The sequence below is a fragment of the Streptococcus oralis genome (assembly GCF_019929365.1).
Classification (GTDB): domain Bacteria; phylum Bacillota; class Bacilli; order Lactobacillales; family Streptococcaceae; genus Streptococcus; species Streptococcus oralis_BT.
In genome coordinates, this window is the sequence record NZ_JAHZPH010000001.1 from 380183 (window position 1) to 392499 (window position 12317).

The 12317-nt window shown below is 40.6% G+C and carries 9 protein-coding genes; 4 read left to right on the plus strand and 5 right to left on the minus strand.

Annotated features, from left to right (window positions below):
• Positions 1 to 12 precede the first annotated feature (12 nt).
• From K1I53_RS01945 to K1I53_RS01960, 4 genes are all read right to left on the minus strand, one after another.
• On the minus strand, positions 13 to 930 hold the full coding sequence (locus K1I53_RS01945; RefSeq protein ID WP_223327910.1) for a metal ABC transporter substrate-binding protein: 918 nt from the start codon (positions 928 to 930) through the stop codon (positions 13 to 15).
• A 195-nt stretch (positions 931 to 1125) separates the two neighbouring features.
• A complete protein-coding gene (locus K1I53_RS01950) occupies positions 1126 to 3645 on the minus strand; it encodes a pneumococcal-type histidine triad protein (RefSeq protein ID WP_223327912.1) in 2520 nt (839 codons plus the stop codon).
• A gap of 257 nt (positions 3646 to 3902) precedes the next feature.
• The gene (ptsP, locus tag K1I53_RS01955) at positions 3903 to 5636 is read right to left on the minus strand and encodes a phosphoenolpyruvate--protein phosphotransferase (protein WP_049477716.1); all 1734 of its coding nucleotides are present in this window, start codon (positions 5634 to 5636) and stop codon (positions 3903 to 3905) included.
• A gap of 4 nt (positions 5637 to 5640) precedes the next feature.
• Complete coding sequence (locus K1I53_RS01960; RefSeq protein ID WP_000146947.1) at positions 5641 to 5904, minus strand: phosphocarrier protein HPr; 264 nt, start codon at positions 5902 to 5904, stop codon at positions 5641 to 5643.
• Between the two features lie 361 nt (positions 5905 to 6265).
• Here K1I53_RS01960 and nrdH point away from each other — a divergent pair, with 361 nt between their 5' ends.
• The 4 genes from nrdH to K1I53_RS01980 all read left to right on the plus strand — a co-directional run bounded on the left by nrdH (position 6266) and on the right by K1I53_RS01980 (position 10787).
• On the plus strand, positions 6266 to 6484 hold the full coding sequence (nrdH, locus tag K1I53_RS01965; RefSeq protein WP_000259240.1) for a glutaredoxin-like protein NrdH: 219 nt from the start codon (positions 6266 to 6268) through the stop codon (positions 6482 to 6484).
• 81 nt (positions 6485 to 6565) lie between these two features.
• Entirely contained in the window at positions 6566 to 8725 is a 2160-nt protein-coding gene (gene nrdE / locus K1I53_RS01970) for a class 1b ribonucleoside-diphosphate reductase subunit alpha (protein WP_061852258.1), read from the plus strand.
• Between the two features lie 192 nt (positions 8726 to 8917).
• The gene (gene nrdF, locus K1I53_RS01975; RefSeq protein ID WP_042769195.1) at positions 8918 to 9880 is read left to right on the plus strand and encodes a class 1b ribonucleoside-diphosphate reductase subunit beta; all 963 of its coding nucleotides are present in this window, start codon (positions 8918 to 8920) and stop codon (positions 9878 to 9880) included.
• Between the two features lie 139 nt (positions 9881 to 10019).
• A complete protein-coding gene (locus tag K1I53_RS01980) occupies positions 10020 to 10787 on the plus strand; it encodes a DeoR/GlpR family DNA-binding transcription regulator (protein ID WP_125399414.1) in 768 nt (255 codons plus the stop codon).
• A gap of 39 nt (positions 10788 to 10826) precedes the next feature.
• Here K1I53_RS01980 and lacG read toward each other — a convergent pair whose 3' ends face one another.
• The gene (lacG, locus tag K1I53_RS01985; RefSeq protein WP_223327913.1) at positions 10827 to 12233 is read right to left on the minus strand and encodes a 6-phospho-beta-galactosidase; all 1407 of its coding nucleotides are present in this window, start codon (positions 12231 to 12233) and stop codon (positions 10827 to 10829) included.
• Positions 12234 to 12317: the final 84 nt, after the last annotated feature.

Genomic DNA, 12317 nt, shown 5'->3' on the forward strand with positions numbered 1-12317 from the left:
TTCATCATCTCCTCATTTTAATTCTTCTGCAAGAACATTCATATTTTCTTCTAGATTTTCTAAGTAAGTTTTGTCATTTTCAGGATCTGCTTCTAAAGGATTGAGGGTCTTTAGGCTAACTCCTGTTGATTTGACCAAAGTCTCAGCGACTTTAGAAGAAGCATTGCTCTCAGTAAAGATGGTTTTAACCTTATAGGTCTTAACGAATTCCTGAATTTCTGTTAGTTGTCTCGGACTTGGTTCTTGTTCAGGGGAAATCCCTGCTATACCAAGTTGTTTCAAACCAAAGCGTTTAGCGAGATAAGAAAAGGCTGTGTGTTGTGTAACAAAGGTCTTTTGACTCGCTTTTTCAAAAATAGACTGGTACTTCTTAGTCAATTCTTGGGCTTTAGCGATAAAGTTTTTAGCATTCTTTTGATACGTTTCCTTATTAGCACTATCAAGCTCCGAAAGTTTGTCCGCAATAATCTGCGCCTCTTCGCCTGCTTTTTCTGGATCTAACCAAGTGTGAGGATCGTAGAGTGTTTTTTCATCGATGCCGTCACCAGCTTCTACATCTTCCAAACCTGGAACACGCTCCAACGTCATCCCTTCAGAAGCTTCTAAAACTTTAACTTTTGAGTTTTTCAAGTTAGGATCTAGACTTCCAGCCCAAGATTCGAGCGTATGAGAATGGTAGACAAATACATCCGCGTCATAGATAGCAGCAATGTCATTTGCTGACGGTTCAAAGGAGTGAATCCCGTTACTTGACTGAATCATCCGTACATCATTCAAGTCCCCCGATACCTCTTTGACCATGGCATAGATTGGATAAAAACTTGTTACAATCTTCATTCCTTTTGCTTCTTGTTTTTCTTTTTGGCTACATGCTCCTAAAACAAGAACCAACAGACTTGCCATTAATAGTAGAATTGTCCTTTTTTTCATCATTACTCCTTAACTAGTATTTAACCATTTAATTAACTAGTAAATAGTTTATCTTTATTTACACTATATGTCAAGATATTTTACATATTTTCATGAAAAAAATGAGAACTAGAACTTACATTCTGTTCTCATTTTCGATTTTAACTTTTCTAGTTCTCCTATCCTGTTTTTAGGATCTAGAAAATGCTACTACCTTTACTTGCTCTCCTTTAATAAAGCCAACAACTTTTCAGCTTCAGCCATAATGGTATTGTTATCCTGAGCACCAAATAGCAGGTTATTTTTTAAGCCAGTGAGAGTTTCTTTGGCATTGGACTTGATAATGGGGTCTTGGATCTTTGCAAGTAACTCTTCAGCCTCTCTCAACTTCGCTTCAACCTTTTCAGTCTCGACCTGAGGTTCTTCTGGTTCCTCTGGTGATTCTTCTTCCGGCTCCTCAGTTGGTTTTGGAGATTCTGGTTTCTCACTTTGAGGCTTCTCTTCGCGTGGCTTTTCTTCCTCAGGTTTGTCTGTCCGAGGTTTCTCCTCTGATGGTTTTTCCGTTTGATTGGTATCAGCTTGACCATTTTGGTTTCTTTGAACATGGTCACTTGCATTGCCCCAACCACTATCTGAATGCGGACGTTCGTTTGGATGTTCGACATAGTACTTGACAGTCGCAAAGAGATCTTCTAGACTATACCCCTTAGGTGCCTCATAAAGTCCTTCGTCAAACCACTCAAATTTGATGTTATGGTAATGATCATAATGAGGAATGATTAAACTACCGTTTTTAACTTCCACGGTATGTTGGAGATTGTAAGGCATACGATCAAGCGGCACCTTCTTAGCTGCTTTCACGCGGTTGTAGATAGCTTCTGCTCCTTTAGCCTCCGTATTTCCTGGATTCTGATGGTCTGTTGAAGGAGGAGTCAAACCTTTCTCTTTAGCATAAGCCTGGGCTGCCGCTCTTTCGGCTTCAGACAAACTATCTTTTTTAATCCAATGGCTATGGGTCATATGTGGAGTTACATAGGCATCCCCCTCATCACTGGTGATATCACGAGGATCAAAGATATAGCCATCTTCTGTTGTATACTTGCCTGCCAACTTGGCTACCTGAATCTCATCATCAGTGTAGGCAATTTGCGCATTTGGTTTTCCTAAACGTTCTGGATGACGAATCGGTGCTAGGAAGGCCAGGATAGCATCGACCAACTGGACTTTATCACTTGAGGCATCATTGAGACGTTCCAACAGTTTATCCAAAGTGTCAAAATCAGCTTGGCGCCCTTTATTAGCAAGTAAGTCTTGATGAATTCTTGCTAGCAAGTCATAAGCCTTATTGTAAAATCCTTGATCACCGGATGGGAGGTTGGTTTTCTTAGCTCCGAGTTTATGAGACAAACTTTCTTGCTTGTCTAGTTTACTATCAATGGCTGCAGCAGTTTCTGCTGAAAGTTCCTTGGCAGGAATATATCTAGATATGCCATTCTCCTCAAATACATAGCCATCAGCTACTTTTCGAATCACCTGTTTAACCAATTTTTCATCAATTGGATTGCTTGGAGTTGGTGCAGGTTGTGGACTCGGACTAGGTTCCGGAGTCGGTTGTGGACTTGGTTGTTCTGGTCTTGAATCCGGCACCCTATGGTTCGAACGATAGCGAAGTGGGATGATGCGAGCGATTCGTTCTTCCAATTCAGACATCTGTGAATAAGGAATGAAATGGTAATGATTCCCATGAGGCACAGCAACTCCTCTAGCTGTTCGACTTGTAATCTGTGCTGGGTCGAAGACAAGGCCATCAGATTCTACGTGTCGTTGGCTGAGTGGCAAGGCATAAAGTTGTTTCAGAAGGCCATCAATATCCTCATCACTTTGACTTGCTTGGTTATCGTCGCTACTGTTGTTAGCTGTGTTCGTATGGCTGTTGCCTTGGTTATTATAGGATGGGGTCCATCTATCTACATCGCTGCTAGCACTGTTGTTATTGGTACGGCGATAAGTAGGCGTATTTGATTGGCCACTTCTACCAGATAGGAAGGCTTCTGCGGCAGCCAATTCGCTGGCAGACAAGTCACTCTTAGGAATATAGTGGAAGTGATTGCCATGAGGAACGATATAGGCATCACCAGTATCTTCAATGATATCAGAGGCATTAAAGATATAACCATCATCTGTGGTGTAGCGTCCCTGTGAACGCGCCAAGGCTACCGCACCATCGTTTGCTGAAGTTCCTCTTTCACGATGCTGACTATGTTCTTGTTTTTGCCGATTGATTTCTTCTTTTGTACGGACATTATCAGCATGGGTTGCATCCTTAAGGTAAACATAGTATTTTCCATCTACCTTGATAACATAACCACCCTTGATTTCACTGACAATATCCTCGTCCTTGAGCTGGTAGTTTGGATCCTTCATCAGCAACTCTTCACTGATGATAGCATCATAAGGAACCTTCCCATTGTAATAATGATAGTGGTCGCCATGTGAAGTAACATAGCCTTGGTCAGTTATCTTGATGACAATTTGCTCCGCATTGATGCCTTCACGCTTGCTAACCTCATCAGGAGTCAGATTCTCCGTTTTTTGCGCTGCTTGTTTTCCATCTATATAGGAAACACGATTATTTTCCTTGACCGTTCTGGCTTGATACAGTCCCAACTCATAAGTACAAAGACTTAACATCAAAGCCACCGCAGAACCAGCAAGGTATTTTTTATTAATTTTCATCGAAACTCACTTTCTTTTTTTGATATTTCTATTTGCAATTCATTTCTAAATTGCAGAAACTCCTCTCTATTACTTAACTGGTTAATAGTTTACTCCTAAATTTGCAGCTTGTCAAGAATTTTATGAACCAGTTAAGTACTTTTTTATTCTGACCACAATTTTCTCAAGATTGGACTTTATATAAGAAAGATTGGCTTGAAAATTCTTTTAAAAATATCAAAAAAAGTCCCTGCAACTGAGTTGCAAGGATTTTTCGATTAATCAAAATTAACGTATTCTTTTTGAAGTTCAAGAACTTCTTCCATTGTTGAGCATTCTGTAAGGGCACGGTTTGCGTACTCTTCCATCTTAGCTGTATCAAGTTTCTTCATCAAGCTACGTGTACGAAGTACAGATGTCGCTGACATAGAGAACTCATCCAAGCCCATTCCGACAAGAAGTGGAACAGCTTGTTGGTCACCAGCCATCTCACCACACATACCAGCCCATTTCCCTTCAGCGTGAGCTGCTTTGATAACGTTGTTGATCAAGCGAAGGATTGATGGGTTATATGGTTGGTAAAGGTATGAAACTTGCTCGTTCATACGGTCTGCCGCCATTGTGTATTGGATCAAGTCGTTTGTACCGATTGAGAAGAAGTCAACTTCTTTAGCAAATTGGTCTGCAAGCATGGCTGCTGCTGGGATTTCGATCATGATACCAACTTGGATATTATCCGCAACTGCAACACCTTCAGCAAGAAGGTTTGCTTTTTCTTCGTCAAAGACTGCTTTCGCTGCACGGAATTCTTTCAAGAGTGCAACCATTGGGAACATGATACGCAATTGACCGTGAACAGACGCACGAAGAAGGGCACGGATTTGTGTGCGGAACATAGCATCTCCAGTTTCAGAAATAGAGATACGAAGGGCACGGAATCCAAGGAATGGGTTCATTTCGTGAGGCATATCGAAGTAAGGAAGTTCCTTATCTCCACCGATATCCATTGTACGAACGACAACAGGTTTACCGTTCATTCCTTCAAGTACAGCCTTGTAAGCTTCGTACTGCTCGTCTTCTGTTGGGAAGTCTTGAGAATCCATATACAAGAACTCTGTACGGTAAAGACCAACAGCTTCTGCACCATTGTCATTGACACCTTCAACGTCTTTTGGAGTACCGATATTGGCAGCCAATTCAAAGTGTTTACCATCAGCAGTTACTGTTTTGGCATCTTTCAAGAGAGCCCATTCAGCTTTTTGCTTCGCATAAGCTTCACCAGCTGCCTTGAATTCTGCTGCTTGCTCATCAGTTGGGTTGATAATAACCTCACCAGTGATACCGTTAACGGCAAGGATGTCACCATCTTTAACGATTTCAGTGATGTTGTTTGTACCCAATACAGCAGCAATTTCAAGTGTACGCGCCATGATAGCTGAGTGGCTTGTACGTCCACCGATGTTTGTTACAAAAGCTTTAACAAAGTTTTTGTCCAATTGAGCTGTATCTGAAGGAGTTAAGTCATGCGCAATGACGATCACTTCTTCATTGATAGAAGCTGGGTTTGGCAATTTTTTACCAAGGAGATTTGCCAATACACGTTTTGTCACGTCGCGGATATCCGCTGCACGTTCTTGCATGTATGGGTTGTCTTCCATACCTTCAAAGATAGTGATAAACATGTCTGTTACTTCTTTCAGACCTGCTTCTGCATTCACTTTCTTAGCACGGATAGTTTCTTTAATTTGGCTGATCATTTCAGGATCAGCAAGCACCATTAAGTGAGCGTCAAAAACTTGAGCAGCTTCTTCCCCTAGCGTACCTACTGCTTTCTCACGGATAACAGAAAGCTCGTCTTGTGATGCTTGTAAAGCGGCATCAAGGCGAGCTTCTTCTGCGTTTGTATCTTCGACTGTAACAGTCTCGAATGACAAATCCGGTTGAACGAGTAGATATGCTTTAGCAACTGCAACACCATCTGACGCTGCGATTCCTTTAAGCATTTCTGTCATTTCCTTATGCCAATCCTTCTTTTTCCATTGTTTCAGAGATAGCAGCGATTGCATCGTCAGCATCCGCACCTTCAGCTGAAATTGTAACGTCAGCACCTTGGCCAACACCAAGACTCATAACACCCATGATAGATTTAAGGTTTACTGATTTACCTTTGTACTCAAGAGTGATATCTGAAGCAAATTTGCTAGCTGTTTGAACCAACAATGTTGCTGGACGTGCGTGAATACCTGTTTCTGCCACTACGTGGAAATCTTTAGAAGCCATAGTTTGACTCTCCTTTAAGTGTTTTCTATTTGAGTTATAAGTGATAACCCTTACAATAGTGTATTATATCACCTTCAAGATAATTTTTCAAGTGTTTTATGGACTTTCTTCAATTTCCTTTCAGATAACTTGCTGAAAATCTTCTATATAAATTACCAACATACAGGATATAGTTTTTTTGTTTTAATAAACTTTGATAGTTCAATGAAAGTCAAAGCTCATGTTTTAAAAAACCACTATATCTTGTATTTTGTTTTTAAAACTGTAACTTTTAGGCACAAGATTTAGTTTAAAAAGTTTGACAAAGTTTTTTTTTCTGATATACTAAGAAAGTAATCAAATTTTATGAGGAGTTACGAAAATGGTAACGGTTTATTCTAAAAATAATTGTGTACAATGTAAAATGACCAAACGTTTCTTGGATAGCAACAATGTCGCTTATCGTGAGATCAATCTCGATGAGCAACCTGAGTATATTGATCAGGTTAAAGAGCTCGGTTTCAGCGCAGCTCCTGTTATCCAAACACCAACTGAAGTTTTTTCAGGCTTCCAACCAGGAAAACTGAAACAATTAGCATAATCTTAGTACATCATCCAGAAGAAACTCGCTTCTAGGGCTAACTTAGAGGCCTTTCTTTTGTAATTAGATAAAGGAAATTTTATGGGATTAAAACATCTTGAGGACGTAACTTACTTCCGTCTCAATAACGAAATCAACCGTCCTGTCAATGGACAAATCATGCTTCATAAAGACAAAGAAGCCTTGGATGCCTTCTTTAAAGAAAATGTGGTTCCAAATACCATGGTTTTTGATTCGATCACTGATAAAATCAACTACCTCATCGAACATAACTATATCGAAACTGCATTTCTTAAGAAATACCGTCCAGAGTTTTTGGAAGAACTGCATCAATTTATCAAGGACCAAAACTTCCAATTCAAGTCATTCATGGCTGCCTACAAGTTTTACAATCAGTATGCCTTGAAAACTAACGACGGTGAATATTATCTTGAAAGTATGGAAGACCGTGTCTTCTTTAATGCGCTTTATTTTGCTGATGGGGATGAGGCGATCGCGACTGACATTGCTAATGAAATCATCCACCAACGCTACCAACCAGCTACTCCTTCCTTCTTGAACGCAGGTCGTGCTCGTCGTGGGGAGTTGGTATCTTGTTTCTTGATTCAAGTAACTGATGACATGAACTCTATTGGACGTTCTATCAACTCTGCTCTTCAACTTTCACGTATCGGTGGCGGTGTGGGAATTTCCCTCAGCAACCTTCGTGAAGCTGGCGCACCTATCAAAGGTTATGAAGGTGCTGCTTCTGGTGTCGTACCAGTTATGAAGCTTTTTGAAGACAGCTTCTCTTACTCTAACCAATTGGGGCAACGTCAAGGTGCTGGGGTTGTCTACCTCAACGTCTTTCACCCAGATATCATCGCCTTCCTTTCCACTAAGAAAGAAAATGCCGATGAAAAGGTTCGTGTTAAAACTCTCTCACTTGGTGTTGTGGTGCCTGATAAATTCTACGAATTGGCTCGTAAAAATGAAGAAATGTATCTCTTTAGCCCTTACTCTGTAGAGCTTGAATACGGTGTGCCATTCAACTACATCGACATCACTGAAAAATATGATGAATTGGTCGCAAATCCAAATATCCGCAAGACAAAAATCAAGGCGCGTGATTTGGAAACTGAAATCTCTAAATTGCAACAAGAATCTGGTTACCCTTATGTGGTCAACATTGATACAGCCAACCGTGCGAATCCTGTTGATGGTAAGATTATCATGAGTAACTTGTGTTCTGAGATTCTTCAAGTTCAAGAACCAAGCTTGATCAACGATGCTCAAGAATTCCTTCAAATGGGAACTGACGTTTCATGTAACCTTGGTTCAACCAACGTGGTCAACATGATGACCTCACCTGACTTTGGTCGTTCTATCCGTGCTATGGTTCGTGCTTTGACTTTCGTTACAGATAGTTCACACATCGTAGCTGTCCCTACTATCGACCACGGAAACAGTTTAGCTCACACCTTTGGTCTTGGTGCTATGGGACTTCACAGTTACCTTGCCCAACAACTCATCGAGTATGGATCACCTGAGTCAGTTGAATTTACAAGCATCTACTTTATGCTTATGAACTACTGGACCTTGGTGGAGTCAAACAATATCGCTCGCGAACGTGGTATCACCTTCCACAACTTTGAAAAATCAGACTATGCTAACGGAAGCTACTTCGACAAGTATGTGACAGGCGAATTTGTTCCAAAATCAGACCGTGTTAAAGAACTCTTTAAAGATGTCTTTATTCCAAGTGCAGCTGACTGGGCTGAACTTCGTGAAAAGGTCCAAGCAGATGGACTTTACCACCAAAACCGCCTTGCTGTAGCACCAAATGGTTCTATCAGCTACATCAACGACGTTTCTGCTTCTATCCACCCGATTACACAACGTATCGAAGAACGTCAGGAAAAGAAAATAGGTAAGATTTACTACCCTGCCGCAGGATTGTCTACAGATACCATTCCTTACTACACTTCTGCTTATGACATGGATATGCGTAAGGTGATTGATGTTTACGCTGCCGCAACTGAACACGTGGATCAAGGACTTTCGCTCACTCTCTTCATGCGTAGCGACATTCCAAAAGGTCTTTACGAATGGAAGAAAGAAAACAAACAAACGACTCGTGACTTGTCAATCCTTCGTAACTATGCCTTTAACAAGGGTATCAAATCTATCTACTATGTCCGTACCTTTACAGACGACGGTGGAGAAGTCGGTGCTAACCAATGTGAAAGCTGTGTGATTTAATTTTTTCTGAGGCAACCACATTTTCTCGGACTACTGATTAAGTTACCCACCAGACAAAACTTGATAAGTATCTTAATACTATGAAAAACTAAAAAGTCGGTCTTCCGACTTTTTGTGCGATACTCTTCTCAGACTATGATAAAATAGAAATAATTGTGAGTTCGCAATACTAAACACAGAAAGAGATTTCAAATGGAAACTTACTACAAAGCCATTAACTGGAATGCCATCGAAGATGTCATCGACAAATCAACTTGGGAAAAGCTAACGGAGCAATTTTGGCTTGATACGCGTATCCCCTTGTCAAATGACCTAGACGACTGGAGAAAACTATCAAACAAAGAAAAAGACTTGGTTGGAAAAGTCTTTGGTGGTTTGACCCTTTTAGACACCATGCAATCTGAAACAGGGGTTCAAGCACTTCGCGCAGACATCCGTACACCGCATGAGGAAGCTGTTTTCAACAACATCCAGTTTATGGAGTCTGTCCACGCAAAATCTTACTCTTCTATCTTTTCTACCTTGAATACCAAGGCTGAAATCGAAGAAATCTTTGAATGGACCAACACTAACCCCTACTTACAAAGAAAAGCGGAAATTATCAATGAAATCTATCTCAATGGTAGCCCACTTGAAAAGAAAGTTGCCAGTGTTTTCTTGGAAACCTTCCTCTTCTACTCTGGTTTCTTTACGCCCCTCTACTATCTCGGTAACAACAAACTGGCCAACGTTGCAGAAATCATCAAACTGATCATTCGTGATGAGTCTGTTCACGGAACTTATATTGGTTACAAATTCCAACTTGGTTTTAACGAATTGCCTGAAGAAGAGCAAGAAAAGCTCAAAGAATGGATGTACGACCTGCTCTACACTCTCTACGAGAACGAAGAGGGCTATACAGAAAGCCTCTATGACGGTGTTGGTTGGACAGAAGAAGTTAAAACCTTCCTTCGTTACAATGCCAATAAGGCTCTTATGAACCTAGGACAAGATCCACTCTTCCCAGATTCAGCTGATGATGTCAATCCAATCGTTATGAACGGAATTTCAACAGGAACTTCTAACCACGACTTCTTCTCTCAAGTCGGAAATGGTTACCTCCTTGGTGAAGTTGAAGCCATGCAAGATGATGATTACAACTACGGTTTAGACTAATTTGGCCAATCATTCAAAATATCATGGTTTGTTTAAAACAACCATGATATTTTTGTTTTTGTTTTATTTTGTTTTTTTCTATTTGATATATTGAGCGTTTTATGGTAAGATAATGATAGTAGAAATCGAGGTGATAAGGATGCTAAAGCAAGAGAAACTAGATAATATTCTAGAAACGGTAAATACAAAGGGAACTATTACTGTAAAAGAAATCATGACGCGTCTGGATGTATCAGATATGACAGCTCGTCGCTACTTACAAGAATTGGCAGATAAAGATTTACTGGTCCGTGTGCATGGTGGTGCTGAAAAACTTCGTACAGGTTCTCTCTTAAACAACGAACGCTCAAACGTCGAAAAACAAGGCTTGCAGATTGCTGAAAAACAAGAAATTAGCCGTTTTGCAGGTCATTTGATTGACGAAGGTGAAACCATTTTTATCGGGCCAGGAACAACCTTAGAATGTTTTGCTCGTGAACTCCCAATTGATAATATTCGTGTTGTAACAAACAGTCTTCCTGTTTTTCTCATCCTAAACGAACGAAAACTAACAGATTTGATTTTGATTGGTGGAAATTATCGCTCTATCACTGGTGCTTTTGTGGGGACACTCACCTTGCAGGATTTGACCAACCTTCAGTTTTCTAAAGCTTTTGTGAGTTGTAATGGTATTAAAGATAAGGCAATTGCTACTTTCAGTGAAGAAGAGGGCGAGGTACAACGAATCGCCTTGAACAATGCCAATAAAAAATACTTACTGGCAGACCACAGCAAGTTTAATAAGTTTGATTTTTACACTTTCTACAATATCTCAGAGATTGATACAATCGTTTCAGATTCCAAACTGAGTCAGGAGACATTTGAAGATCTGTCGAAACAAACAACCATTCTTTTATCGAAACCATAAAAATTCCCCTGCCTTTTGGCGGGGAATTTTTGTTGAATTTTAATCAATAAGTTGTGTCTCAGCTAGTTTCTTGTACCAATGAGCCGATTTCTTTGGATAGCGCTCCTGGGTTTCAAAATCAACATAGAAGAGGCCGTAACGCTTTTCATAGCCATTCGACCAAGAAAAGACATCCATCAGCGACCAGATAAAGTAGCCTTTGACATTGGCACCATCAGAGATTGCATCTGCTATCACTTCCATGTGTTTCTTAACGTAATCAATCCGTCCATCATCGTAGACTGTCCCATCCACAAACTCATCTTTGTATCCGAGACCATTCTCTGTGATGTAGATTTTCTTGTAGTTTGGGTAATCTTTCTTCACGCGCATGATTTGATCATACAAACCTTGAGGATAGATAATCCAATCCCAGTCCGTACGTGGGACATAGTCAGGCGCCACTCGACGTCCGACTCCCTTAATCTGATATTTAGAGCTTCCTTTTTCACCCTTACCATTGTGAATGATTTCTGTCTCACCATCAAAAGCCTGCATCCAATCACTCATATAGTAGTTAATTCCGAGGAAATCATTCAGGTCTTTTGCAGCTTCTAGCACAGCGAAGTCTTCTTCACGCAGATCTAAACTTCCACCATTGACTGCTAAGATATGGTTGACACCTTCCATGGTTTTTTCAGAGTATCGACCTAGATAAGTCGCGTCTAGGATAAACTTGTTATGGATAATATCTTCTAACTCGGCTGCACGGATATCTGCAGGATTTTCAGGATCCAGAGGATACTTGGTAGGCAGGGCGTGAACCACACCAATCTCTCCCTTGTAACCCTTATCCTTGAAAAGTTTTACTGCACGCGCATGTGAAACCATCATATTGTGGTGAGATTGAAAAACTTTGGCTAAGTCATACTGGATACCTGGAGGAAATTTCCCAACCAAATACTGACCATCTCCTATCGGCCCAATTTCATTAAAGGTTGTCCAAAAGTTAACTTCAGGAAATTCTTCAAAACAGAAGGCTGCATAATCCACAAAGTGATCAATGTTTTCTCTATTCAGGAAATCTCCGTTTGAATGAAGCGCCTCGGGTGTATCAAAGTGATGGAGGGTCACGAAGGGCTCAACATGGTGTTTGTGGCACTCTGCAAATAGATTGTGATAGAACTCAACCCCCTTGTCATTAACCTTCCCATAACCAGTTGGAAAGATACGTGACCAAGCGATTGAAATACGGATACCATTAACACCATACTCTTCTGCAAGTTTGAGATCAACTGGATATTTGTGGTAGAAATCACTGGCTGGCTCAGCAGTGTACCAGTAGTTATCCTTAAGATATTTATCCCAGGCAACTGGGCCTTTTCCATCAGTATGTGTAGCGCCTTCTGCTTGATAGGCAGCTGTTGCGCCACCAAGAATAAAGTCTTTTGGAAGTGTTTTTGTCATTTGATTCACCTTTCAAGAAATAGAAATGAGATGGGGACATAGTTGGGAGGAGTTCCTCCATCTCACTTCTTCGCTATTTACATT

Coding starts and splice junctions, on each gene's coding strand:
- K1I53_RS01945 (WP_223327910.1), bottom strand. CDS start 930: ATGAAAAAAAGGACAATTCTACTATTAATGGCAAGTCTGTTGGTTCTT.
- K1I53_RS01950 (WP_223327912.1), bottom strand. CDS start 3,645: ATGAAAATTAATAAAAAATACCTTGCTGGTTCTGCGGTGGCTTTGATG.
- ptsP (WP_049477716.1), bottom strand. CDS start 5,636: ATGACAGAAATGCTTAAAGGAATCGCAGCGTCAGATGGTGTTGCAGTT.
- K1I53_RS01960 (WP_000146947.1), bottom strand. CDS start 5,904: ATGGCTTCTAAAGATTTCCACGTAGTGGCAGAAACAGGTATTCACGCA.
- nrdH (WP_000259240.1), top strand. CDS start 6,266: ATGGTAACGGTTTATTCTAAAAATAATTGTGTACAATGTAAAATGACC.
- nrdE (WP_061852258.1), top strand. CDS start 6,566: ATGGGATTAAAACATCTTGAGGACGTAACTTACTTCCGTCTCAATAAC.
- nrdF (WP_042769195.1), top strand. CDS start 8,918: ATGGAAACTTACTACAAAGCCATTAACTGGAATGCCATCGAAGATGTC.
- K1I53_RS01980 (WP_125399414.1), top strand. CDS start 10,020: ATGCTAAAGCAAGAGAAACTAGATAATATTCTAGAAACGGTAAATACA.
- lacG (WP_223327913.1), bottom strand. CDS start 12,233: ATGACAAAAACACTTCCAAAAGACTTTATTCTTGGTGGCGCAACAGCT.